The organism is Sodalis sp. RH19 (assembly GCF_047324215.1).
Classification (GTDB): domain Bacteria; phylum Pseudomonadota; class Gammaproteobacteria; order Enterobacterales; family Enterobacteriaceae; genus Acerihabitans.
In genome coordinates this window covers 4,179,949-4,205,558 of record NZ_CP178734.1, presented here as the reverse complement: position 1 = coordinate 4,205,558, position 25,610 = coordinate 4,179,949, and the positions used below count along the sequence as shown (strand labels likewise).

17 protein-coding genes are annotated in these 25,610 nt (G+C 60.7%); 5 read left to right on the top strand and 12 right to left on the bottom strand.

Translation table 11 applies throughout. From position 1 onward, the window contains the following. The first annotated feature begins 114 nt into the window (after positions 1 to 114). Positions 115 to 1,761, top strand: coding sequence for a Na+/H+ antiporter (locus ACL2XF_RS18945; protein WP_413721880.1), 1,647 nt, complete (start codon positions 115 to 117; stop codon positions 1,759 to 1,761). A 75-nt stretch (positions 1,762 to 1,836) separates the two neighbouring features. On the opposite strand, the gene ACL2XF_RS18940 is transcribed toward ACL2XF_RS18945, so the two are convergent. Then, complete coding sequence (locus tag ACL2XF_RS18940; protein ID WP_410012561.1) at positions 1,837 to 2,739, bottom strand: LysR family transcriptional regulator; 903 nt, start codon at positions 2,737 to 2,739, stop codon at positions 1,837 to 1,839. Positions 2,740 to 2,842: 103 nt separating this feature from the next. On the opposite strand from ACL2XF_RS18940, the gene ACL2XF_RS18935 reads away from it, so the two are divergent. Both ACL2XF_RS18935 and ACL2XF_RS18930 read left to right on the top strand, forming a co-directional pair. Beyond that, positions 2,843 to 3,265 (top strand): CidA/LrgA family protein, encoded by a 423-nt coding sequence (locus tag ACL2XF_RS18935; RefSeq protein ID WP_410012560.1) that lies wholly within the window; start codon positions 2,843 to 2,845, stop codon positions 3,263 to 3,265. Continuing rightward, positions 3,258 to 3,947: an LrgB family protein gene (locus tag ACL2XF_RS18930; protein WP_410012559.1), complete on the top strand. Its 690-nt coding sequence runs from the start codon at positions 3,258 to 3,260 to the stop codon at positions 3,945 to 3,947. Before ACL2XF_RS18935 ends, ACL2XF_RS18930 begins: the two co-directional genes overlap by 8 nt. A gap of 212 nt (positions 3,948 to 4,159) precedes the next feature. Here ACL2XF_RS18930 and ACL2XF_RS18925 read toward each other — a convergent pair whose 3' ends face one another. The 3 genes from ACL2XF_RS18925 to acs all read right to left on the bottom strand — a co-directional run bounded on the left by ACL2XF_RS18925 (position 4,160) and on the right by acs (position 8,171). After that, the gene (locus tag ACL2XF_RS18925; protein ID WP_413721881.1) at positions 4,160 to 5,839 is read right to left on the bottom strand and encodes a cation acetate symporter; all 1,680 of its coding nucleotides are present in this window, start codon (positions 5,837 to 5,839) and stop codon (positions 4,160 to 4,162) included. Further along, entirely contained in the window at positions 5,832 to 6,149 is a 318-nt protein-coding gene (locus ACL2XF_RS18920) for a DUF485 domain-containing protein (protein WP_413727349.1), read from the bottom strand. The genes ACL2XF_RS18925 and ACL2XF_RS18920 overlap by 8 nt, the downstream gene beginning before the upstream one ends. Positions 6,150 to 6,212: 63 nt before the next feature. Continuing rightward, positions 6,213 to 8,171, bottom strand: coding sequence for an acetate--CoA ligase (gene acs / locus ACL2XF_RS18915; protein WP_413727348.1), 1,959 nt, complete (start codon positions 8,169 to 8,171; stop codon positions 6,213 to 6,215). 546 nt (positions 8,172 to 8,717) lie between these two features. On the opposite strand from acs, the gene gltP reads away from it, so the two are divergent. After that, entirely contained in the window at positions 8,718 to 10,034 is a 1,317-nt protein-coding gene (gene gltP / locus ACL2XF_RS18910) for a glutamate/aspartate:proton symporter GltP (RefSeq protein WP_410012555.1), read from the top strand. Between the two features lie 606 nt (positions 10,035 to 10,640). On the opposite strand, the gene ACL2XF_RS18905 is transcribed toward gltP, so the two are convergent. From ACL2XF_RS18905 to ACL2XF_RS18870, 8 genes are all read right to left on the bottom strand, one after another. Next, positions 10,641 to 13,760 (bottom strand): efflux RND transporter permease subunit, encoded by a 3,120-nt coding sequence (locus ACL2XF_RS18905; protein ID WP_410012554.1) that lies wholly within the window; start codon positions 13,758 to 13,760, stop codon positions 10,641 to 10,643. Beyond that, on the bottom strand, positions 13,757 to 15,346 hold the full coding sequence (locus tag ACL2XF_RS18900) for an efflux RND transporter periplasmic adaptor subunit (RefSeq protein WP_413727347.1): 1,590 nt from the start codon (positions 15,344 to 15,346) through the stop codon (positions 13,757 to 13,759). The genes ACL2XF_RS18905 and ACL2XF_RS18900 overlap by 4 nt, the downstream gene beginning before the upstream one ends. Continuing rightward, entirely contained in the window at positions 15,343 to 16,593 is a 1,251-nt protein-coding gene (locus tag ACL2XF_RS18895; RefSeq protein WP_413727346.1) for a TolC family protein, read from the bottom strand. Before ACL2XF_RS18895 ends, ACL2XF_RS18900 begins: the two co-directional genes overlap by 4 nt. 12 nt (positions 16,594 to 16,605) lie before the next feature. Next, the gene (locus ACL2XF_RS18890) at positions 16,606 to 16,977 is read right to left on the bottom strand and encodes a copper-binding protein (protein ID WP_413721886.1); all 372 of its coding nucleotides are present in this window, start codon (positions 16,975 to 16,977) and stop codon (positions 16,606 to 16,608) included. Positions 16,978 to 17,053: 76 nt separating this feature from the next. Next, complete coding sequence (locus ACL2XF_RS18885) at positions 17,054 to 17,410, bottom strand: hypothetical protein (protein ID WP_410012550.1); 357 nt, start codon at positions 17,408 to 17,410, stop codon at positions 17,054 to 17,056. Between the two features lie 282 nt (positions 17,411 to 17,692). Continuing rightward, positions 17,693 to 18,157, bottom strand: a complete 465-nt coding sequence (gene nrdG / locus ACL2XF_RS18880; protein ID WP_410012549.1) for an anaerobic ribonucleoside-triphosphate reductase-activating protein — start codon at positions 18,155 to 18,157, stop codon at positions 17,693 to 17,695. A 5-nt stretch (positions 18,158 to 18,162) separates the two neighbouring features. Then, entirely contained in the window at positions 18,163 to 20,301 is a 2,139-nt protein-coding gene (gene nrdD, locus ACL2XF_RS18875; protein ID WP_413727345.1) for an anaerobic ribonucleoside-triphosphate reductase, read from the bottom strand. Between the two features lie 392 nt (positions 20,302 to 20,693). Next, positions 20,694 to 22,346, bottom strand: a complete 1,653-nt coding sequence (locus ACL2XF_RS18870; RefSeq protein WP_413727344.1) for an alpha,alpha-phosphotrehalase — start codon at positions 22,344 to 22,346, stop codon at positions 20,694 to 20,696. A 529-nt stretch (positions 22,347 to 22,875) separates the two neighbouring features. On the opposite strand from ACL2XF_RS18870, the gene mgtA reads away from it, so the two are divergent. Then, positions 22,876 to 25,587: a magnesium-translocating P-type ATPase gene (gene mgtA, locus ACL2XF_RS18865; protein ID WP_410012546.1), complete on the top strand. Its 2,712-nt coding sequence runs from the start codon at positions 22,876 to 22,878 to the stop codon at positions 25,585 to 25,587. The last annotated feature ends 23 nt before the right edge of the window (positions 25,588 to 25,610 follow it).

The window sequence follows — 25,610 nt, the reverse complement described above, 5'->3', positions numbered from 1 at the left end:
AACAGGTTTTTAACTTTTGGCAAAATGATCTACTATCAAAACTCGCGTTTCAGGCCAGGACCCCGCTCCAGGGCCAGACGGTAAACGTTGCCAGAAGGACAGACTAAGGTAAGCATGGAAATCTTTTTTACAATTCTGATCCTCACCTTGATTGTATCCCTGTCGGGTGTGATTACGCGTATTTTGCCGTTTCAAATTCCCCTGCCGTTAATGCAGATTGCGCTGGGCGCGCTGCTGGCCTGGCCGCAGTTCGGCCTGCACGTGGATTTTAACCCGGAGCTGTTCCTGGTGCTGTTTATCCCGCCGCTGCTGTTCGCCGACGGCTGGAAAACACCGGCGCGGGAATTTTTACGCCACGGCGGCGAAATCGTGGCGCTGGCCCTGGTGTTGGTGCTGATTACCGTGGTCGGAGTCGGTTACCTGATTTACTGGATGGTGCCCGGCATTCCGCTGGTGGCGGCGCTGGCGCTGGCGGCGGTATTGTCGCCCACCGATGCCGTGGCGCTTTCCGGCATCGTCGGCGAAGGCCGCATCCCCAAGAAGCTGATGGACATCCTGCAGGGCGAGGCGCTGATGAACGATGCGTCCGGCCTGGTCTCGCTGAAGTTCGCCATTGCCGTGGCCATGGGCACCATGGTGTTTACCGTGGGCGGCGCCACGCTTGAGTTCGTGAAAGTGGCGGCCGGCGGTTTACTGGCCGGCGTGGCGGTGACCTGGGCCTATAGCAAGTCGTTGCGGCTGATCAACCGCTGGAGCGGCGACGACCCCGCCACCCAAACGGTATTGCTGCTGCTGTTGCCCTTCGCCTCCTACCTGATCGCCGAACATCTCGGCGTGTCCGGTATCCTGGCGGCGGTGGCCTCCGGCATGACCATCGGCCAGTCCGGCATTATCCGCAACGCGCCGCTGGCCATGCGCCTGCGCGCCAATAGCGTCTGGGCGATGCTGGAGTTTGTGTTTAACGGCATGGTGTTTATCCTGCTGGGCCTGCAGTTCCCGGAAATCCTGGCCACCTCCATTACCCAGGCCGAGCTGGATCCGACCATCGAAACCTGGATGCTGTTTACCGATATCGTGGTGATCTATGCGGCGCTGATGCTGCTGCGGTTCGTCTGGCTATTATTGATGAAAAAATTCAGCCAGCGGTTTTTGCATAAACGGCCGATGGTGTTTGGCGACTACAGCATGCGCGAAATCCTTATCGCCTCCTTTGCCGGGGTACGCGGCGCCATCACCCTGGCCGGCGTGCTGTCGATCCCGCTGCTGCTGAGCGACGGCGCCGCGTTTCCTTCCCGCTATCAACTGGTGTTTATCGCCGCCGGGGTGATCCTGTTTTCGCTGATCTGCGGGGTGGTCGCCCTGCCGCTGCTGCTGCGCGGCATCGTGGTATCGGATAAGGCGCTGAACCGCAAGGAAGAGCGCATGGCGCGCGCCGCCGCCGCCGAGGTGGCTATCGAAAGCCTGCGTAAAATGCAGGAGCGGCTGGCCAACGATAATGAAGAAAATATCGACACCCAGCTGCTTAACGAGGTTAGCGCGCGGGTTGTCGGCAACCTGCGCCGGCGCGTCGACGGCAAAAGCGACCAGGGCGACGCGCTGCTGGCGGAAAACCTGGAGCGGCGCATGCGGCTCAATGCGCTGCGCGCCGAACGGGGCGAGTATTATCATCTGCGCGCCCAGCAGAAAATCAGCAATGAAACCCTGATGAAGCTGCTGCACGATCTGGATTTGCTCGAGGCGCTGCTCATCGAGCGGGAATAATGCCCGGGGGCGTCCGGCGGGGAAGCGCGCTGATGTCCGTTTATGGCCGCGTGCGGCTATCCGCTGGCGTGCCGTTTAGCGCGCGTCGGCGGGTTTCGGCTGCGGCCAATGCTGGCGGCAGGCGGTTATCCAGGCCTGGGCGCCATGGGATAGATAACTGTCCTGGCGCCAAATAAGCCCCAGCCGCCACATCATCAACGGCGCTACCGGCAGCGACAGCAGCCGGGTTTTATCCAGCCGCCGGCAGATGGGCTCGGGCAGGATGGCGATGCCGATGCCCGCTTCCACCATGGCCGCCAGAAAATCCCATTGCCCGCTGCGCACCGCGATTTGCGCCGTGATGCCCCCGGCCTGGAAGGCAGTCATCAACTGCCGGTAAAGCGCAAAATCCTCGTTATAGATTAATATCGGCCAGCTCCCCAACTCGGCAAAAGGCACCGTGTCGCGCCTGAGCCACGGCGCTGCGCGCGGCACCACCGCGCATAACGGGTGGCCAAACAGGGGCAATATGGCCAGGGCGGCTTCGGTATCAGGCGTCAGCGCGGTCAGCGCCACATCCAGCTCGCCGGACAATACCGCCTGCTGTACCGTCAAACCGCCAAACTCGGCGATCTGCAATTCTATACCGGGGTACTGGCGGCGGAAATCGCGGATCAGATCCGCCATCTGCGTACCGACCATGGGGGGAATGCCCAGCCGCAGGCGGCCTTTTTTCAGCGAGCCGATATCCTCCAGCTCCGTCTCCAGCTGGCGGAATTGATCCAGAATGCCCAGCCCGCGGTGATACACCGCCTGCCCGCTGTCGGTCAGGCGCAGCCTGCGTCCCTCGCGGATCAGCAACGTGCAGTCCAGCTCCTCCTCCAGATGTTTGAGCATTTTGCTGATGGTGGGCTGGGTAACGAATAAGCTTTGCGCCGCGCGCGTAAAGCTTTGCTGTTTGACCACTTCGACAAAATATCGCAGGGTGCGGATATCCATGACTATTCCAATGGGTAATGATATCCATGATATTAATTCATTTTAAGCAAGTTTACCCGTCCGCCTATAATGCCGTTTCTTCGAGGCAAAAAAGGATGCTGTCATGCTGTCGCAAGGGCGCCTGAACCTGCCGCCGCGCGTGCTGCAATATCAACTCCCGGTCCAGGTGGGGTTGTATATCGGCCTGTTCCTGATAGCCCAGCAATTGGTGGCGCGTTTTCATCTGCCGCTGCCCGCCAATGTGGTGGGCATGTTTATGCTGCTGGCGCTGATTTTATCCGGTATCGTGCCGGTGGCGTGGGTGGCGGCCGGCGCGCGCTGGCTGTTGGCGGAAATGTTGCTGTTTTTCGTCCCCGCCGTGGTGGCGGTGATTAATTATACCCAATTGCTGATGCTGGACGGCTGGCGTATTTTTGTGGTGATTGCCATCAGCACCGTGCTGGTGCTGGGGGTTACCGGCCTGGTGGTCGACCGGGTGTATCGTTTTGAGCTGTGGCTGGCGCGCCAAAAGGCCCGACATGATTGATCTGATCCTGGGTCTGGCTTGTTTATTAGTGACCTTGGTGCTGTATTTCGCTAATAAGCACCTTTATCGCCTTCATCACCACCTGATGCTGATGCCGCTGATTTTTACCCCGGCGGTGCTGGTGGCATTGCTGGCGGTAACCCATGTGTCCTATCAGCACTATCTGGTGGAAACCCATTGGCTGTTATGGCTGTTGGGCCCTGCCACCATCGCGTTTGCGGTGCCGGTATACGAAAACCTGGCGATTATCCGCCAGCATTGGCTGTCGCTTTGCGCCGGCGTTATCGCCGCGACCCTAACGGCGGTCATCAGCTCGGTATGGCTGGCGCGTCTGCTGGCGTTGCCCGAGGTTATCCAGCGCAGCCTGGCGGTGCGTTCCATCACCACGCCGTTCGCGCTCGAGGCGGCCCGGCAGATGGGCGGCCAGCCGGATCTGGTGGCGCTGTTCGTGGTGATCACCGGCGTGTTCGGCATGGCGATGGGCGATATTGTTTTTTTGCGTTTGTCGGTCACGGGCAAGATGGCCAAAGGCGCCGGCCTCGGCGCGTCATCCCACGGCGCGGGCACTGCGCGCGCCTATGAGCTTGGCCGGGAGGAGGGCGTGGTGTCGAGCCTGGTGATGATGCTGGCGGGAGTGCTTACGGTGATGGTGGCGCCGCTGATTGGGCGGGTGATGTGGTAAAGCCGCATCAGTAAGTTGTTTTATGGGTAAAAGACTTGCGTGGCGCGGGTGCCGGACGCGCGCAGGTAAAGACGGTCCGTCCGCACGGACCGCCGGGCCGCTTGCCTGCGCCGGGCAATTCCTCTATCGCCCAGTGCGTGGCACGCGTAACCCTGCCTAGGCGATAGAAACCCCACCGGCGGTCGCAAGCGACACCTTTACCGCCGCCGCGATCAGGCCTTTTTGAATGCGGCCGGGGCCGGTGTTTCCGGCCGCACGGCGTTGGGTTCGCGCACGCCGGTCTGCGAGCGGATAAACTGGGCGAAGAACAGCGCGCGCTCGCTGGCGCCCTGCGCCGAGGTATCGGTAATCGAAAACACCCAGATACCGATAAACGCCACCAGCATCGAGAACAGCGCCGGATATTCATACGGATAAATCGGCGCGGCATGGCCCAGCACCTGCACCCAGACGGTCGGCCCCAGGATCATCAGCATCACGGCGGTAATCAACCCCAGCCAGCCGCCCACCATGGCTCCGCGCGTGGTGAGCTTCGACCAGTACATCGACAGCAGGATAATGGGGAAGTTACAGCTGGCGGCAATGGAGAAGGCCAGCCCGACCATAAAGGCGATGTTCTGCTTTTCAAAGGCAATGCCCAGCGCAATGGCGACGATGCCCAGGATCACCACGGTGATTTTTGACACCCTGAGCTCGTCGCGTTCGGTGGCGTTGCCGCGCTTGATGACGCTGGCGTAAAGATCGTGGGAAACCGCCGACGCCCCGGCCAGGGTCAGTCCCGCCACCACCGCAAGGATAGTGGCGAAAGCCACCGCCGAGATAAAGCCCAGGAAGAAGTTGCCGCCCACGGCGTTCGCCAGGTGGATGGCCGCCATATTGGCGCCGCCCAATAACGCGCCGGAGCTGTCCTTAAACACCGGGTTGGCGCCGACCAGCAAAATAGCGCCGAAGCCGATGATAAAGGTTAAAAAGTAAAAATAACCCATAAAACCGGTGGCGTAGAGCACGCTCTTGCGCGCTTCCTTGGCGTCGCTGACGGTAAAAAAGCGCATCAGGATATGGGGCAGGCCGGCGGTGCCGAACATCAGCGCCAGTCCCAGCGAGAGCGCGGAGATGGGATCGGAGACCAGCCCGCCGGGGCGCATGATGGCGGCGCCTTTGCTATGCACCTTCATGGCCTCGGAAAACAGCGTGTCAAAACTGAAGTGGACGGTTTTCATCACCATCAGCGCGATAAACGTGGCCCCCGCCAGCAACAGCACCGCTTTGATAATCTGCACCCAGGTGGTGGCCAGCATGCCGCCGAACAGCACATACATCACCATCAGGATGCCGACCAGCACCACCGCCACATGGTAATTCAGGCCGAACAGCAGCTGGATAAGCTTACCCGCGCCCACCATCTGGGCAATCAGGTACAGCGCCACCACCACCAGCGAACCACAGGCGGACAGGGTACGAATCGGCATTTGCTTAAGGCGGTAGGAAGCCACGTCGGCAAAGGTGTAGCGGCCGAGGTTGCGCAGCCGTTCGGCGATCAAGAACAGGATAATCGGCCAGCCGACCAGGAAACCCAGCGAATAGATCAGGCCGTCATAACCCGAGGTATACACCAGCGCGGAAATACCGAGAAACGACGCCGCCGACATATAGTCGCCGGAGATGGCCAGACCGTTTTGCAGGCCGGTGATATTGCCGCCGGCGGTGTAATAGTCCTTGCGCGAGCGGGTCCGTTTCGAGGCCCAATAGGTGATATACAGCGTCATGGCGACAAACAGCACGAACAGGATGATGGCCTGGATGTTCAGCGGCTGCCGGTCCCCCGGCGCCGCCTGTGCCAGCAGGGGAACGGCCAACAGCAAGCCCGCGGGGAATCTGATGAATTTATGCATCGTACCGTACCTCGCGCAGGAGCTGTTGGGTCAGGCGTTCAAATTCGCCATTGGCGCGGATGACATAAACCGCGGTCAGGACAAATGAGAGGATGATAATGCCGACACCTATCGGGATACCGCGCGTGATGCTGGTCCCCTCATGGATCGGCGTGCCCAGCCAGCCCGGCGCAAAGGCGATCAGCATGATAAAACCATAGTAGATCATAAGCATTATCAACGAGAGCAGCACCGCGAAATGCTGTCGTTTGGCCACCAGTTCCTTGAAGTGTGGGTTACTCGCTATCCTTTGATAAATGACGTCATTCATCAGGGACTCTCCAGTAGGGTAGAGGTAAAGATCGGAAAGCGCCGTCCGGAGACGGCGGAGTTTTTATGAAGGCATATCCATGGATTGTTTTTCTTCTAACAGCTTTTCAACGACGCCCGGATCGGCAAGCGTCGAGGTGTCGCCCAGATTACTGGTGTCGCCGGCGGCAATTTTGCGCAGGATGCGGCGCATAATCTTGCCGGAGCGGGTTTTAGGCAATGAATCGGTCCAGTGCAGGATATCCGGGGTGGCGAGGGAGCCAATTTCCTTGCGCACCCAACTGCGTACCTCGTTATACAGTTCGGCGGTGGGCATTTCGCCGTGGTTAAGGGTGATGTAGGCGTAAATAGCCTGGCCTTTGATCGCATGCGGAATACCGACCACCGCCGCCTCGGCGATTTTCGGATGCGATACCAGCGCCGACTCGATTTCCGCGGTGCCGAGGCGGTGGCCGGACACATTCAGCACATCGTCCACCCGGCCGGTGATCCAGAAATAACCGTCTTCATCGCGCCTGGCCCCGTCGCCGCTGAAATACATGCCTTTAAAGGTGGAAAAATAGGTTTGCTCGAAGCGGTCGTGATCGCCATACAGGGTGCGCGCCTGCCCCGGCCAGGAATCGGTGATCACCAGGTTTCCCTCGCCGGCGCCTTCCTGGATAGCGCCGCCGTTATCCACCAGCGCGGGCTGGACGCCAAAAAACGGCAGTGTGGCGGAGCCGGCCTTCAGCGCCACGGCCCCCGGCAAGGGCGTGATCATGAAACCGCCGGTTTCGGTTTGCCACCAGGTATCCATGATTGGGCATTTGGCGTTGCCGATTTTATGGTAATACCATTCCCAGGCTTCCGGGTTGATGGGTTCGCCCACCGACCCCATGATGCGCAGGGATGCGCGGCTGGTGCCCTCGATGGCCTTGTCGCCCTCGGCCATCAGCGCGCGGATGGCGGTCGGCGCCGTGTACAGGATATTGACCTGGTGTTTATCCACCACCTGGGCCATGCGCCGGGCGTCGGGCCAGTTCGGCACCCCTTCGAACATCAGGGTGATGGCGCCGCAGGCCAGCGGGCCGTAAAGCAAATAGCTGTGGCCGGTTACCCAGCCCACGTCGGCGGTGCACCAGTAAATATCGCCGGGATGATAATCAAAGACATATTTAAAGGTCATGGCGGCGTAGACCAGGTAACCGCCGCTGGTATGCAGCACGCCTTTGGGTTTACCGGTCGAGCCGGAGGTGTAAAGGATAAACAGCGGATCCTCGGCGTTCATTGCCGCCGGCGGGCAGTCGTCAGCGGCGCGCGCCACCGCATCATGCCACCAGAGATCGCGCCCCTCGGTCCAGTCGATGTCTTTACCGGTGCGCTTAAAGACAATTACCCGTTCTATGGTTTTTACCGTCGGGTTTTTCAGCGCGTCGTCGATATTCTTTTTCAAGGGGATCTTGCGCCCGGCGCGAATGCCTTCGTCGGCGGTGATCACCAGTTTGGCGCTGGAGTCGACAATCCGTCCGGCAATGGCCTCGGGGGAAAAGCCGCCGAAGATCACCGAATGTATCGCCCCGATACGGGCGCAGGCCAGCATCGCCACCGCCGCTTCCGGCACCATGGGCATGTAAATCGCCACCACATCGCCTTTGGCGACGCCTTGCTCTTTCAGTACATTGGCGAAGCGGCACACCGCCTGATGCAGTTGCCGGTAGGTCAGGGTCTCGCTTTCGCGGGCGTCGTCCCCTTCCCAGATAATGGCGGTCTGATCGCCGCGTTCCGCCAGGTGCCGGTCCAGGCAGTTGGCGGATACATTGAGGGTTCCGTCTTCAAACCAGCGGATTCGCACGTGGCCGGGGTCGAAAGAGGTATTTTTCACCCTTTGGTAAGGCGTGATCCAATCAATAATCTTGCCCTGTTCACCCCAGAAGGTATCGGGGTCGGTGACAGACTGTTGATAAAGCTGGCGATATTGCTCCTGGGATAACAGGGCGCGTTGCGCAATCGCGTCGGGAATCGGGTACGTATGGGGATGGCTCATGGTTTCCTCCTTGGATTTGTTAATAATATGTCAAGCGAGGGTTAATTGAACCTGCCCTGAGGGCTTTGTTTCTTTTTTGCGCGTTAGATCACGCAGCAAAACTGAGGTTTTACCTCAGCGTACAAAAATCTGCCGCGAACTGAACTTTTTGTCCGTTTGTAGGGAGTTTATTTATCATACATAAATATTTTTTTGGTCGCTTTTTCATCGCCCATTAAAGCGCCAAAAAAGAAAAATAAGGACCGAAAAGAGAAGGGTAAACCTGATTATAATGCGTAAATGGATAAAATTTATCAAATTATAACAAACGGTTATATGAGATAGTAGGCCTAATTCCACCGCAATAAGTTAAATCGTCGCCAACTCCCTATAAATCAGCGCTTGCATTCGGGCTTTTCAAGATGGTACAGAGTGACGTCCTTTTTTTTAGGCAGTCTGTAAACAGGCTCCGCCGCGTCCGATGACAGGGCGCTAAAAAATGCGCGCGACGACGTATTCAGGCCGCAATCGGCCACGACGGAATCACTTCGGGAAATTGTAAATGTTATGAAAAAGTTAAAAATTAGTCTTGCCTGGCAAATTCTCCTGGCCCTGATCCTGGGCATCGGCGCCGGGGCGTTGCTGCATAACCAGATTGAAGCCAGGGTATGGTTTATCGGCAATATTCTTGCGCCGGCGGGCGATATTTTTATCCGTCTTATCAAGATGATCGTGGTGCCTATTGTTATCTCCACGCTGATTGTGGGCATTGCGGGCGTCGGCGATGCGAAAAAGCTTGGACGCTTGGGCCTGAAGACCATTGTTTATTTCGAGATTATCACCACCCTTGCCATTGTGTTGGGCATTACGCTTGCCAACGTGTTCCAGCCGGGGCACGGGATTGATATGTCCACGCTTGCGGCGGTGGATATTTCCCAATATGAAAAGACCACGGAACAGGTGCAAAGCGGCAACCATAGCCTGGTGGGCACGCTGCTTTCGCTGATCCCGCCGAATATTTTCGCCGCCATGGCGCGCGGCGATATGCTGCCGATTATTTTTTTCTCAGTGTTGTTCGGTTTGGGTCTGGCGGCTTTGCCCGGCGAAACCAAGACGCCGCTGCTTAATGTGTTTAAGGCCGTGGCCGAGACCATGTTTAAAGTGACCCATATGATCATGCGCTATGCGCCGGTGGGGGTATTCGCCTTGATTGCGGTGACGGTGGCCAATTTTGGTTTTGCCTCGCTGCTGCCGCTGGCCAAGCTGGTGCTGTTGGTGTATGCCGCAATCCTGTTTTTTGCCCTGGTGGTGTTGGGGCTGGTGGCGCGGTTGTGCCATTTGCGCATCTGGACGCTGATCCGCATCCTGAAGGAGGAGCTGATCCTGGCCTATTCCACCGCCAGTTCGGAAAGCGTGCTGCCGCGTATTATCGAGAAGATGGAAGCCTATGGCGCGCCTGCGGCAATCACCAGTTTTGTGGTGCCGACCGGGTATTCCTTTAACCTGGACGGTTCCACGCTGTACCAGAGCATCGCGGCTATTTTTATCGCCCAGCTGTATGGTATCGATCTGTCCATCGGCCAGGAAATCGTGCTGGTGTTGACCCTGATGGTGACGTCGAAGGGGATTGCCGGCGTGCCGGGGGTGTCTTTTGTGGTGCTGTTGGCGACGCTTGGCAGCGTGGGTATTCCGTTGGAGGGGCTGGCGTTTATCGCCGGCGTCGATCGCATTTTGGATATGGCTCGTACCGCCCTGAACGTGGTGGGCAACGCGCTGGCGGTGCTGGTGATAGCCAAGTGGGAAAACCAGTTCGATAGCGATAAGGCCCTGGCGTATGAACAGCAGGTACTGATGCTGAAGGCGTCGGCCGCGACGCCCTTCTGAAGGCGGCGCGCGCTCCCTTTAACATGCCTTCTGTCGGTTTGGTGACGGCGGGCCCAGCGTGCCGTGGGGCGCTCGGTCGGGCGGGAAAAGCACGCCCGATTCGACCCCATTGGCACGCTCTCCCTTTAACACGTCTGCTTTGAGATGGGTGTTGGCGGGCATACCCTGCCATGGGGCGCTCGGTCGGGCGGGAAAAGCACGCCCGATTCGACCCCATTGGCACGCTCTCCCTTTAACACGTTTGCTTTGAGATGGGTGTTGGCGGGCATACCCTGCCATGGGGCGCTCGGTCGGGCGGGAAAAGCACGCCCGATTCGACCCCATTGGCACGCTCGCCCTTGAACACGTCTGCTTTGAGATGGGTGTTGGCGGGCATACCCTGCCATGGGGCCTCGGTCGGGCGGGAAAAGCACGCCCGATTCGACCCCATCGGCACGCTCTCCCTTTAACACGTTTGCTTTGAGATGGGTGTTGGCGGGCATACCCTGCCATGGGGCGCTCGGTCGGGCGGGAAAAGCACGCCCGATTCGACCCCATCGGCATGCTCTCCCTTTAACACGACTTCTGTCGGTCTGGTGATGGCGGGCCCAGCGTGCCGTGGGTGCGTTAACCTTTGCGGTGCAATAGACGATACAGCGCCGGGATCACCAGCATCGACAGCAGCGGCGCGCTGACCATGCCGCCGATCATCGGCGCGGCGATGCGTTGCATCACCTCGGATCCGACGCCGCCCCCCCACATGATGGGCAGCAGCCCGGCCATGATGGTGGCCACCGTCATCACCTTGGGGCGTACGCGCAGCACCGCGCCTTCGCGGATGGCCGCCAGCAGTTGAGCCTCGCTGAGCGGTTCGTTGCCGGTGCGATGGTTTTCCATGGCATGATTAAGGTACAGCACCATAATCACCCCGAATTCCGCCGCCACCCCCGCCAGGGCGATAAAGCCCACCGCCGCCGCCACCGACAGATTATAATGCAGCAGGTAAAGCAGCCAGACGCCGCCTATCAGGGCAAAGGGCAGCGTGCCCATAATCAGCAGCGCGTCCCTGACCCGGCCGAAGGTGACATAGAGCAGGACAAAAATAATCGCCAGCGTAAAGGGCAGCACGATTTTCAGCTTGGCGCTGGCGCGCTCCAGGTATTCAAATTGCCCCGACCAGCTTAACGAGACGCCTTCCGGCAGCTTGACCTGCTGCGCCACCGTCCGCTGCATTTCCTGCACGGCGGATTTGAGATCGCGGCCGCGTAAATCGACGTAGATCCAGTCCGACAGGCGGGCGTTCTCGCTTTTCAGCATCGGCGGGCCTTCGCTGACGCGGATATCCGCCAGATCGGCCAGACTGACCTGCGCGCCCCCGGCAGTCACTACCGGCAAGTCGCGCAGTTTCTGCACCGAGTCGCGCAGCTCGCGCGGATAACGTACGTTGATGGGGAAACGTTCGCGGCCTTCAATGGTCTCGCCGATATTATCACCGCCGATAACCGCCGCCACGATAGACTGCAGTTCACCCACCGACACGCCGTAGCGGGCGGCGCGCACCCGATCGATATTGATATCGATATAGCGCCCGCCGTTGAGCCGTTCCGCCAGCGCGGAGGTGACGCCTGGGACGTTTTTCACCACCCGTTCGATCTGCTGGGCCACCGCCTCGACCTGCTCGATATTATTGCCGTTCACTTTGATCCCCACCGGGCTTTTAATCCCGGTGGCCAGCATATCGAGCCGGTTGCGGATGGGGGGCACCCAGATATTGGCTACCCCCGGCAGCGACACCGTCCGGTCCAGTTCCTGCACCAGCTTATCGGTGGTCATGCCGGGCCGCCATTGATCCCTGGGCTTGAAATGGATGGTGGTTTCCAGCATGGTCAGCGTCGCCGGGTCGGTGGCGGTTTCGGCGCGTCCCGCCTTGCCGAAAACAGTGGCCACTTCCGGCACGGTTTTAATCAGCCGGTCGGTTTGCTGCAACAGCCGGGCGGCTTCCCGCGCCGATATGCCGGGCAGCGTGGAGGGCATATATAATAAATCCCCCTCGTCCAGCGCCGGCATAAACTCGGTGCCCAGGCGGCTGAGCGGCAGCAGGGTGACCACCAGCAGCGCCAGCGACAGGGCAAGCGTGGTTTTCGGCCACGCCAAAACCTTGTCCAGCAGCGGCTGATACATGCGGATTAGCCCCCGGTTGAGCGGGTTGGCGTGTTCGTCCGGAATACGCCCACGGATAAAGTACCCCATCAATACCGGCACCAGGGTAATGCCCAGTCCCGCCGAGATCGCCATGGCATAGGTTTTGGTGAACGCCAGCGGGCCGAACATCTTGCCCTCCTGCGCCTCCAGTGAAAATACCGGAATAAAGGACAGGGTGATGATCAGCAGGCTGCAAAACAGCGCCGGCCCCACCTCGGTGGATGCGCGGGCGGAGATTTCCCAGTAATCCTCGCTTTTCGGCGTCTGTCCGGGATGATCGTGCCGCCATTTTTCCAGCACCTTGTGCATATTTTCAATCATGACTATCGCCGCGTCCACCATGGCGCCGATGGCGATGGCGATGCCGCCGAGCGACATGATATTGGCGTTAACCCCCTGGTAATGCATGACGATAAAGGCGCCGAGGATGCCCAGCGGCAGGGTGATGATCGCCACCAGCGCCGAACGGAAGTGAAACAGGAACAGGCTGCACACCAGCGCCACGACGATAAACTCTTCCAGCAGCTTATGGGAGAGGGTTTCTATGGCCTGCTTGATAAGGCTGGAACGGTCATAGACCGGCACGATTTGCACCCCTGGCGGCAGGCTGCGGCGCACCTCGTTCAGCTTTTGTTTGACCGCGTTGATGGTCTCCAGCGCATTTTTGCCATAGCGCATGATAACAATGCCGCCGGCCACTTCCCCCTCGCCGTTCAGTTCGGCCACGCCGCGCCGCATTTCAGGACCCAGGCGGATATCGGCCACATCGGACAGCAACACCGGCACGCCGCCGCGCGAGGTGATGACGATATGATCAAAATCCTCCGGGGTTTTAAGGTAACCGGCGGCGCGCACCATATATTCGGCCTCGCTCATTTCCAGTACCGATCCGCCGCCCTCCTGGTTGGCTTGCTTAACCGCGTCGATGACCTGCTGATGAGACAGGTTAAGCGCCCGCAGCCGGTCCGGTTTCAGCAGGATTTGGTATTGGCGCACCATGCCGCCGACGCTGGCCACTTCCGACACGTTCGGCACGGTTTTTAATTCGAATTTCAGCACCCAATCCTGGATGGCGCGCAGATCGGCCAGGCTGTGGCGCCCGGTTTTATCCACCAGCGCGTATTCATAGACCCAGCCGACGCCGGTGGCGTCCGGCCCAAGGCTGGCCTTGGCCTCCGCCGGCAGCGTAGACTGCACCTGGCTGAGATACTCAAGCACCCTAGAGCGCGCCCAGTAGGGATCGGTGCCGTCCGCGAACAGGATATAGACATAGGCGTCGCCAAACATCGAGAAGCCGCGCACGGTGGTGGCGCCAGGCACCGACAGCATGGTGGTGGTCAGCGGATAGGTCACCTGATCCTCCACCACCTGCGGCGCCTTGCCGGGATAACTGACGCGGATAATCACCTGTACGTCGGACAGGTCGGGCAGCGCGTCCACCGGCATACGCTGCAAAGACCAGATGCCCCAGGCGGTCAGCAGCCCGGCGGCCAGCAGTACCAGCAGACGGTTGCGCAGCGACCAGCGAATGATAAAGGCGATCATTTGGCACTCCCCAGCGGCATCATTTGGGTGATGCGCGCACCGCTGTCGTCAAGCGTAAAGTGGAACATGACACGGCTGCCGACGGCGATGCCCTTGGGCAGTCCGCCCGCGGGCAGGATAAAATCCATGGTCATCGGCGGCCAGTTCAGGCCGGGCACGGCATGGTGCGACAACGTCGCCATTTCGCCGTTAACCGCGTCGATAACGCCCTCAGTGGCATATTCCTGCGCGGCGCCGGGCGGCGGCGATTGCGTCGCGGCGCTGTCAGCCGGCGTAGCGGCGGACGGGGGGGCATCATCCGCGCCGGCGCCAGGATTTACGCCGGTTGCCGGCGGCGATGAAGCGTCCGTATCGTCCGCCATCTGCGGCAGAGCGCTGCGCAGGCTGGCTTCGGAATCAATCAGGAACTGGCCCGAGGTGACCACCCGATCGCCGGCGGCCAGCCCTTTACGCACTTCCACCCAGTCGCCGAACTCCCGGCCGGCGATAACGCTTACCGGGGTGAAATGCCCGTCGCCCTTGGCCAGCAGCACGGTATTGCGGCTGCCGGTCTGGATCAGCGCGTCCTGCGGCATGGTCAACACCGTTTCGCCCCGCGCCGCCTGCGCCAGGCGGATGTTAAGGTACATGCCGGGCTGCAGCTTGCCGTCATGATTTTCCAGCGCGATGCGCGCCCGGTAGGTGCGGGTGGCGTTATCCACCACCGGCAGCATTTCCGCAATCCGGCCGTGAAACAGGTCCCCCGGCCAGCGTGACGTCGTGGCCTGGATATCGCTGCCGGGCTGGAGGGCCCCGGCTTGGGATTCAGGATAATCCACCACCACCCAGACCGGATCGAGCGAGCTGAGTTCAAACATCGCCTGGGACGTGCCGACCTGGCTGCCTTCGCGCACCTCCAGGCGGCTGATAAAACCCTGCTCCGGCGCCCGTACTTCGATACGGGTTTGCGGCCGGCCGGTTTTTTCAATAGCGCGGATAATGTCCTCCGGCATAAACAGCAGTTGCAGACGCTGGCGCGCCGCGGCGGTGAGCGACGCATCCCCCAAATGCCGCACCGCCAGATACTCCTGCTGGGCGGCGCTCCATTCCGGAATCCACAGCCGCGCCAGCGGCTGGTCCTTTTTCACCAACTGCTGCTCGGCGCGGACATAGAGTTTTTCCACCAGACCGTTGGCGCGCGCCGGTATCACCTGTATTCCCCGATCGTCAATGCTGACGGTGCCGAACGCCTCGAAACGCGGCTGCACGGTTCTCAATGCCACCGTGCCCAGGCGCACGCCCAGGTTTTGCTGCTGGCGGGCGCTGACGGTTACTCCGCCGTCCTGCTGCGTCTCGTCGGCATAACGCGGCGTCAACGGCATATCCATAAACGGCGATTTGCCGGGTTTATCAAAGCGCTGTGCCGGCGACATGGGGTCGTACCAATACAGTACCCGGCGGCCGCTGTCGGCCGCGGGATTGGCCTGGGCCGGCGTGCTTGCCGCTTCCGGCGGCCGGCGCAGGAAATAACCGGCGGCAAAGGCGGCGCAGAGCGCGGCCAGGGCCAGGACGACGGCGACGGTACGTCCGGTGGTAATACGGTTCATGACCTGTTCTCCTGCGGGATAAGATAACGAATGGCGGCCCAGCTTTGCGCCAGTTCCCTGGCGGCGCGGGTTTCATTCTGCTCGCTGGCCAGCAGGGCGCTGCGTGCGCCCAGCAGTTCGGCGAGCGTGGCGCTGCCGGCGCGATACTGCGCCTGCATCAGCTGCAGTCGCTGCTTTTGCAGCGGCAGTACCTCGTCCCGCTGCCGCAGCCAGCGGGCCTGGGCGGCCTGGTACTGGGCCACCAGGATATTCAGCTGCGCGGTATGATCCCGAATGGTCTGCGCCAGGCGATCGTTGGCCTCGAAGGTACGCGACTGGTCGGCGGCATGATCCTTATCCTGCCGTTGCGACTGGAACAGCGGCAGATCGACGGTAAACATAATGCCGGCCATATCGTCGCGGCCGCTGTCGCGCTTGCCGTAATACACTTCCACGCCGACATCCGGAATCGCCGCCACCGCCGACTGCGCGGAGCGGGCCTGCGAGACTTCCGCCTCGCGCCGCGCCTGCACTATTTCAGGATGCTGGTTCACACCCTGGGCCAGTGCCTGCGGATCGGCCGGCAGGCGGTCGAACCGCGGCAGGGGGCCGGCGGTCTGGATACGATCGATGCCGGTCAGCTGCATCAGGCGCGCCTGCGCCATCGCCACGTCCCGCTGCGCGTCGGTAAGCGCATCGCGCATATCGATCACCACCAGGCGGCCGTCCAGCACCGCGCCGGCGCTGCTCCCGCCGGCTATCGCCGCCTTCTGCACCGCAATCTGCCGTTCGCTTTCCGTCAGCAGATGGGTCGCCGCCTCGACCGCCTGTTGCGACAGGGCCAAATCCAGCCAGGCCTGGGCGGTATCCCGCTGCAGCTGCGCGCGCAGGTTTTGATAACCGGCGGCGGTGGAGGCCGCCTCGGCCCTGATCGCGTCCGCTTTGCGTTCGCGTTTGGTACTGCTGACATAATCCTGCATGACGCCGATGCGCTGCATGGTCATGTCTTCACGGGTAAAACGCCGGGCATTGCCGCCGCCCACCGGCAGGTTATCAATGCCGAATTTCAGCTTGGGGTCGGGCAGCTGCAGGGCGGAATCGGCCATATTTTCCAGCGCCTGGCGCTGATGAAGGTTGGCGGAAAGATCCGCCGAATAGCGTTCGGCCCGGGCCAGCGTCTCATCCAGGCTCATTTGCGCCGCGGGAGCCGCGGCGGAAACGAACAGCATGAGGACCAGCCACGTCCGGGAGGAGCATGGTAGCAACATAACGATCCTCGCTTACTGCTGGAGAGAATGAATGGCGGTGAGCGTATAGCCCTGGGCGTCCTGGCGGAAACTGAAATCCACCTGCGTGCCGGCGGCCAGCTTTCCTGCGTCCAGGTCGGCCGGCACGGCGAAGGTCATGGTCATCGGCGGCCATTTCAGCGCCGCAATGGCCTGATGGGCGATAGCCACATGCTGGTTATCCCAGCGCTTGATAATGCCGCTTGCATGGTAGTCGGCGGGGGAGGTGTTAACGTTTGACGCGGCCGTGACGCCGTGATCATGATGCATACCGGGCATATCGCCCATACCGGCCATGTCGTCGGCAAACGCGGGCAAGGCAAAAACAGAAACAGCGGAGAGAACAACAATAAATAATGTGCGCATTGCATTGATTCCTGAACATAAGTCATCCACTACCGTCGCGTTCAGGCGACGGCAACCGTTGGCGTTATGTCAGGATCTATAACCGGTACCGGCAGAATTGAATCTCCGCCGGCGGCCCTGCTATGGGCGGGGTAAGCCAGGCGACATCCGGCAGGCGCGGTTCGTCGCGCCACTCGGCCACCTGGAGATCGGTTTGGCTGGGCAGGACCACGAACGGCGCGTGCTGGGTGTCTTTTTGCGCGGAATCCGGCACGCAGTGCTTATCGCATAATAACCCGGGCGCGGCGGCGCGCTGCTGCGAAGGCATATTGTCATGCAGCATATGCTCGCTATGCTCAAGGGCCGCCGGCAGCGCGGTAACCGGCATTGAGCACTGGTGGCTGGCCAGCGCCAGCTGGGCGTTCAGTAACAGCCAAAAGGCCAGCAGAATCATAGCGAACACCCGCCGCCTGCGGCAGCGTAGCTTGACCATGAATTCTGTTACTGAAGCGGAGGACACGATAATTCCCTTGTTTGGCAATCCCGGCGCGGAAAAGGCGCCGGTCGGCTTAAGTGAACGCGAAAAGCCCGGACAGCTTATTGATGCGCATCAATTTTTACTTGATAAGCAAAAACTGGCAAGGGTAATTTGCACTAACTGACAAATCAGGGGGTGAGCCGCGATGCCCGCCGCGATGCGGCGTAAGCGCGACGGTTGCGCGGATGATGGCGGATGTTAACGCAGATGATGCACCACCTGGTTGCTGCTGCCGCGCCAGATCAGCGCCGGGTCCCGCAGCGCCTGGATAAATTTACCGTCGATCAGCACGTTTATCAACGCGGCCACCTCCTGCTGGGCGTCGGTTAATTCCGCCAGCCGGTAACCGGTCCAGACCCAGATATCCTTGGCCGGGCACTCGGCGCGCACGCGCCGCACCAGTTGCAGCACGGCGGAGAGATTCTGCGGATGCAGCGGATCGCCGCCCGAGAGCGTCAGCCCCTGGCGGTGGATACGGGTATCCTGTAAATCGGCGATAATCCGGTCTTCCATGGCCGGGGTAAAGGGCACCCCGGAGTTAAGCCGCCAGGTGCTTTTGTTATAACAGCCCGGGCATTGGTGCACGCAGCCGGACACAAACAGCGTACAGCGCGTGCCGGGGCCGTTAATCACATCCACCGGGTAATACTGGTGATAATTCATCCCTGTCAGCCCAGCTGGCCGTCGGGCAGATGTTTCACCCGCCGTTTCACCTCTTCCTGCTTGCCGGCGTTGAACGGCCGCGCGTCCGGGCTGCCGAGATAACCACACACCCTGCGGGTTACCGACACTTTGGCCGGATTGTGATTGCCGCATTTCGGGCAGGTAAAGCCTTTGCTGGTACAGGAAAACTCGCCGGTAAAACCGCACTCGTAGCATTCGTCGATGGGCGTGTTGGTGCCGTAGTAGGGAACCCGGGTATAGCTATAGTCCCAGACGTCTTCCAGCGCTTTCAGGTTATGCTGCAGGTTCGGATATTCGCCGTAGCAGATAAACCCGCCGTTGGAGACCGGGGGATAGGGCGCTTCAAAATCCAGCTTGTCGTAAGGATTGACCTGCTTTTCCACGTCAAGGTGGAAGCTGTTGGTGTAATAGCCCTTATCGGTCACGCCTTCGACGATGCCGAACTCGGCGGCGTCCAGACGGCAGAAGCGGTCGCACAGGTTTTCGCTCGGCGTGCTGTACAGGCTGAAGCCGTAGCCGGTCTCTTCTTTCCAGCGGTCGGTGGCCGCCTTCAGGTGGGCCACGATGGACACGGCCTTCGCGCGCAACGCCTGATCGTCATAGACATGGGTCTGGCCGCCGAACAGGGCGTTAATGGTTTCATGCACGCCGATATAGCCAAGCGAAATGGAAGCCCGGCCGTTCTTGAAAATGTCGGCCACGTCGTCATCGGCTTTCAAGCGCACGCCGCAGGCCCCTTCCATATACAGGATCGGCGCCACGCGGGCCTTGACGCCGTCAAGCCGGGCGATACGGGTCATCAGCGCTTTTTTCGCCAGCACCAGGCGTTCATCCAGCAATTGCCAGAAACGGGCTTCGTCCCGTTTGGCCTCCAGGGCGATGCGCGGCAGGTTGAGGCTGATAACGCCCAGGTTGTTGCGCCCGTCGTGGATCTGCCTGCCGTTCTCCTCGTAAACGCCGAGGAAGCTGCGGCAGCCCATCGGCGTCTTAAATGAACCGGTAACCTTCACCACCTGATCGTAATTCAGGATATCCGGGTACATGCGTTTGCTGGCGCATTCCAGCGCCAACTGCTTGATATCATAGTTGGGATCGCTGAATTTATGGTTCAGGCCGTCGCGAATGGCGAACACCAGCTTCGGGAAAACGGCGGTTTTACGGTTTTTACCCAGCCCGGCAATGCGGTTGCGCAGGATGGATTGTTGGATCAGGCGCGATTCACGGCTGGTGCCCAGGCCAAAACCGAAGGTGACGAACGGCGTCTGGCCGTTGGCGGTATGCAGGGTATTGACTTCATATTCCAGCGACTGGAAAGCGTCGTAACATTCTTTTTCGGTGCGCGACAGGGCATACCCTTCCGCGTCGGGAATCTTCCACTTCGTGGCGGTATTGCGATGTTTGTCGTAGCTGGCGGCCACGTAGGGCGCCAGGATCTCGTCGATCCGGTTAATGGTGGTGCCGCCGTAGATATGGCTGGCCACCTGGGCGATAATCTGCGCGGTTACCGCCGTGGCGGTGGAAATGGAGCGGGGGGGCTCGATTTCCGCGTTGCCCATTTTAAAGCCTTTGGTCAGCATACCTTCCAGATCGATCAACATACAGTTGAACATCGGGAAGAACGGCGCGTAATCCAGGTCGTGGTAATGGATTTCGCCGCGTTCATGGGCCAGCACCACGTCGCGCGGCAGAATGTGCTGGCGCGCGTAATGCTTGGCGACGATGCCGGCCAGCAGATCGCGCTGGGTGGGGATGACCTTGCTGTCTTTATTGGCGTTTTCGTTGAGCAGCGCCATATTGCTCTGCTCGACCAGGCCGCGGATTTCCTGGTTCAGGCGGCCGCGTTGTTCACGGGCGACGTCACGATCGTGGCGGTATTCGATATACAAACGGGCCAGCGTTTTATGCGGCCCCGCCATCAGCTGGTTTTCCACCGCGTCCTGGATATCGCGGATATCGACATGGGAGCGGGAATTCATCTGCTGGCCCACCAGGGCGGCGACGGTGGCGCAATAATCGTTATCCTGAACACCGGCGGCCTGCGCGGCATGCATTATAGCCTGGTAAATCCGTTGCTCATCGAAATTGACCTGACAACCGTCTCGTTTGATCACTACCGGTTTCACGATGCGACTCCTTTACGCCTGGGGGCGGGTTAGGTGTTTCCTTCTTTTACCGGCCGTTTTCCCGGCGGGCCTGGCCGGGCGCGATACCAGCGGTAGAGAAGGTAAACACTATATCTAGTTTGTTATAATCAATAATGCCACTAGATGTAGAGTATGAGCTAGTCAGATGTCACTAAACTTGACCTAACGCAATAAAATCGACCCGTGGTCGAAGAGTTGTACAGCGCGGTTTTTAGCCGATAAACGGGCCGTCGCGGTTTATGCCGCTGAAAATAAATCAATAAATTTCCCCCGGGGCGGCTTGGGGCGTAAAAAAATTTTTCGCGCGATTTTCCGGTCGTCGTTACCGACGGGCGGGCGGGGCGACCGGCGGGTTTTATCCGCGCGCATGATTATTCCCGCAGCCAGAAAACCGCCTCATAAGGCCGCAATGTCAGCGGCTCCGGCGAGTGGGGCGTATCGGCATAATTGCTCATCAGCCGCCGCCACGGGCCGCGCCAGGCGGTTGCCGGCTGCCACTGCTGCGGTTGCCGGCCCAGATTCGCCAGCACCAGCAGCCGCTGGCCGCGCCAGGCGCGCCGGTAATGCCAAAGCGCGGGGTGCGCCGGGCTCAGGTCGCGATAATCCCCCTCCGTCAGGATCGGCAGGGTTTTGCGCAGCGCAATCAGCCGCTGATAACAATAAAATACCGAATCCGCGTCGGCCAGGGCGGCCCGCGCGTTGATCCGGGCGGCATTGCCGGCGCCGGCAATCCACGGCGTGCCGGTGCTGAACCCGGCGTTGACGCCGTCATCCCATTGCATCGGCGTGCGGCTGTTGTCGCGGGATCGGGCGGCCAGGACGTCCAGCGTCTGCTGGCGGCCCAGGCCACGCGCCATGGCGTCGGCATACATATTCAGGCTTTCGACGTCGCGGTAGTCGGTAATGGCGCTGAACGCGGGGTTGGTCATGCCGAGTTCCTCGCCTTGGAAGATAAACGGCGTTCCCTGCATGCCGTGCAGCGTCATGGCCAGCATCTTGGCCGAGACGACCCGCAGCTCGCCCTCGTCGCCGAAGCGGGAAACGATGCGCGGCTGATCGTGATTACACCAAAACAGCGTGTTCCAGGCGTGGCGGTGCATCCCCCGTTGCCAGCGGTTGAATATCTGCTTGAGCAGCACAAAATCCGGCGGCGCCAGCGCCCATTTTTCTCCGTCGGCGTAATCCACTTTAAGGTGATGGAAATGGGCGGCCATGGACAGCTGTTCGCCGTTGAGATTGGCGTACTGGCGGCATTTCTCCAGGGAAGTGGACGACATTTCCCCCACCGTCGTCAGCGCCAGCGGCGTAAAGATTTCCCGGTTCATCTCGCGCAGATAATCCTGCACCTGCGGCAGATCGGTATAAAAAGGCCGGCCGTCGCCCCCGGGCGCATCGGGCAGCCGCGGGTGCTTGGCTATCACGTTGATCACGTCCAGGCGCAGGCCGTCGATACCGCGATCGGCCCAAAACCGGCAGATATTTTTCAGCTCCGCGCGCAGCGGCGGATGCGCCCAGTTCAGGTCCGCCTGCTCCCGGGAATACAAATGCAGGTAGTATTGTCCGCCCGGCGCCGGCTGGTGCCAGGCGCTGCCGCCGAATTTTGACAGCCAGTTATTGGGCGGGCCGTCGTCCCGGCCGTCGCGCCAGAAGTAATAGGAGCGGTACGGGCCGTGCGGGTCTTTCGAGGCGATAAACCAGGGATGGGAAGTGGAGCTGTGATTAAGCACCATATCCATAATGATGCGCATGCCCCGCCGGTGGACGCCGGCCACAAGCGCGTCAAAATCCGCCATCGTGCCGTAGGCCGGGTCGATGGCGTAATAATCGGCAATATCATAACCGCTGTCCACCTGGGGCGAGCGATAGACAGGCGTCAGCCACAGCGCATCCACTCCCAACTGGTGCAGGTAATCCAGACGCCGGGTGATCCCGGCCAGATCGCCGCAGCCATTGCCGGTGCTGTCCTGAAAACTTTTCGGGTAAATCTGGTAAATAACGCCGTTGCGCCACCACGGGACCGTCATGCTAGCCTCCGCCCCGCAGCCGGCCTGCCGCCGGTGTCGTTATGATTGTCGATGCGCTGGTCTCCCGGTTGTTTTTCGTCGTGACGGTATAACGATTGCCTGGCAACGGGGCAAAATGTGCTGTCGCGGCCAAAGGGTTCAATTATCAGCCGGCAAACGCATAGTTGTTTATTTTTCGTTGATGTCTGGGGCCGTATAGTCCGCCAGGAAATAAACGCGGCTGCCTGCAATACAGTTTATGCCTGACGTTACCTACCCTAAAGAAGTTGCCGCGCCAGGGACAGTAGTTTCGTCTTCCCGCGGGCGGATTTGTCGATAACCGCATGTTTTTTGTCTCACCGGAGGTGGATCACCTGTATGGACCCCGTACCCAACCCTGATTGTTATTCTCCCATCCGGTAAAGCCCCTGCGCTTTTTCGTGCCTGCCTTGCCGGATGATAAACGGCAGGCAGAAGCGACGCTCTTCTGCTGATGAACTTTTTGCCCTGCCCGGCGGTATTCGTCCGGATCGGCACGGAAGACAGCATCATGATTACACTTTACGCACGTCAACTTTTTACGCGGCTCTATCATCATTTGCCCCGCCGCCTGTTCCAGCGCGACCTGATGCTGGATGGGCTGAAAGCCGGCGCCAGCCGCACTGTGCCCGCCGCCCTGACCCGCGCTTGCCTGGAGTGCGCGCAGGCCACGCAAGCGGAACTCTACGCGCGTTTCGCCAGCGGCCCGCAGGGCCTGGACGCGGCCGGCGTCGCCATCGCGCACCGGCGGCATGGCCTGAACAGCGTGGCCGCCGAGCAGCCGCTGACCTGGCGGCGGCACTTATGGTCCTGCTATCGCAATCCCTTCAATATCCTGCTGACGGTGCTGGGCATCGTGTCCTACGGCACCGATGACATTATTGCCGCCGGGGTGATCGCCCTGATGGTGATGATTGCCACCCTGCTTAATTTTATCCAGGAGGCGCGCTCCAACAAGGCCGCCGACGCGCTCAAGGCCATGGTGAGCAATACCGCCACGGTACTGCGCGCCGACGGGCCGGGCGGCAGCGGCGTGTACCAGGAGATCGCCATGGCCAGCCTGGTGCCGGGGGATATCGTCAAACTGTCCGCCGGGGATATGATCCCGGCGGATTTACGCATCCTGCATGCCCGGGATCTGTTTATCGGCCAGGCGGCGCTGACCGGCGAAGCGCTGCCGGTGGAAAAAAAAGCCGGCGTCGCTGGGGAGGCCGGGCGCAATCCCCTGGAATGCGGCAACCTGTGTTTTATGGGCACCAACGTGGTAAGCGGCACGGCGCAGGCGCTGGTCATCGGTACCGGCGATAGCACCTGGTTCGGTCAGCTTGCCGGCCAGTCCACGGCGCAATGCGCGCCGCCAAACGCGTTCCAGCTGGGCATCAGCCGGGTCAGCTGGCTGCTGATCCGCTTTATGCTGGTCATGACGCCGGTGGTGTTGCTGGTGAACGGTTTTACCAAAGGCGACTGGTGGGAAGCGGCGCTGTTTTCGCTCTCGGTGGCCGTGGGCCTGACGCCCGAAATGCTGCCGATGATTGTCACTTCGTCCCTGGCGAAGGGGGCGGTGCAGCTCTCGCGCCAGAAGGTGATCGTCAAGCGGCTGGACGCCATCCAGAACTTCGGCGCGATGGATATCCTGTGCACCGATAAAACCGGCACGCTGACCCAGGATAAAATTGTGCTGGCCAGCCATACCGATGCGTTCGGCAAGCGCTGTGAGCGGGTGCTGCAAAACGCCTGGCTGAACAGCTTCTACCAGACCGGCCTGAAAAACCTGCTGGATAAGGCGGTGCTGGAAAAAATGGCGCAGGAAGACGCCGGCCTGGCGCAGGCGCGGTGGCGCAAAATCGACGAAATCCCCTTTGATTTTGAGCGCCGCCGGATGTCGGTGATTGTCGGCGCCGACGACGGCCAGGCGCGGCTTATCTGTAAAGGCGCGCTGGAGGAGGTGCTGGGCGTTTGCAGCCGGGTGCGCCACGGCGACGATATCGTGCCGCTCGGCGCCGCGTTGCTGGCGCAAATCAGCGCCGTGGCCGGCGAGCTGTCGCTGCAAGGGCTGCGGGTGGTGGCGGTGGCCGGTAAACCCGTCGCCATGGAACGCGGCGACTTCAGCCGGCTGGATGAGGCGGATCTGGTCCTCGAAGGTTATATCGCCTTTCTCGACCCGCCGAAAGAAAGCACCGCGCCGGCGCTGGAGGCGCTGGCCAGGCACGGCGTCACGGTGAAGATACTCACCGGCGATAACGAACGGGTGGCGGCCAAGGTCTGCCGGGACGTCGGCCTGGCGGTCGACCGGGTGCTGACCGGCGATGAGATCGAGGGCATGGACGACAGGCAGCTGGCGCTTATCGCCCGGGCGACCACGGTGTTCGCCAAACTGACGCCGCTGCAAAAAGCGCGCATTGTCGGCGCCCTGCGCCGGGAAGGGCACGTGGTGGGGTTTATGGGCGACGGCATTAACGACGCGCCGGCCCTGCGCGCGGCGGATATCGGCATCTCGGTGGACTCGGCGGTGGACATCGCCAAGGAGGCGGCGGATATCATCCTGCTGGAGAAAAGCCTGATGGTGCTGGAGGCGGGCGTAATCGAGGGCCGGCGCACCTTCGTCAATATGATGAAGTATATCCGCATGACCGCCAGCTCCAACTTCGGCAATGTCTTCAGCGTGCTGGTGGCCAGCGCCTTTTTACCGTTCCTGCCGATGCTGCCGCTGCATCTGCTGGTGCAGAACCTGATTTATGATATCTCGCAGATTGCCATCCCGTTCGATAAGGTGGACGAGGAGCAGCTACGGCGCCCGCAACGGTGGCGCAGCGGGGACCTGGGGCGTTTTATGGTGTTTTTCGGCCCCATTAGCTCCATCTTCGATATCCTGACCTTTTGCCTGATGTGGTGGGTATTCAAAGCCAACACGCCCGAGCAACAGACTCTGTTCCAGACCGGCTGGTTTGTGGTGGGCGTGCTGTCGCAAACCCTGGTGGTGCATATGCTGCGCACGCGTAAAATACCGTTTTTGCACAGTCGCCCGTCCTGGCAGCTTGGCATCACCACCCTGGCGGTCATCGCCGCCACCGTCGGCATGACCTTTACGCCGCTGGCCGGATTCCTGCACCTGCAGGCGCTGCCGGGCGGCTACTGGCCCTGGCTGGTGGCGATACTCGCCGGCTATATGGCGCTGGTCCAGTCCATGAAAGGCTGGTTCGTGCGCCGGTATGGCTGGCAATAAGCGCACGCCGGCGCCAAGCCTCG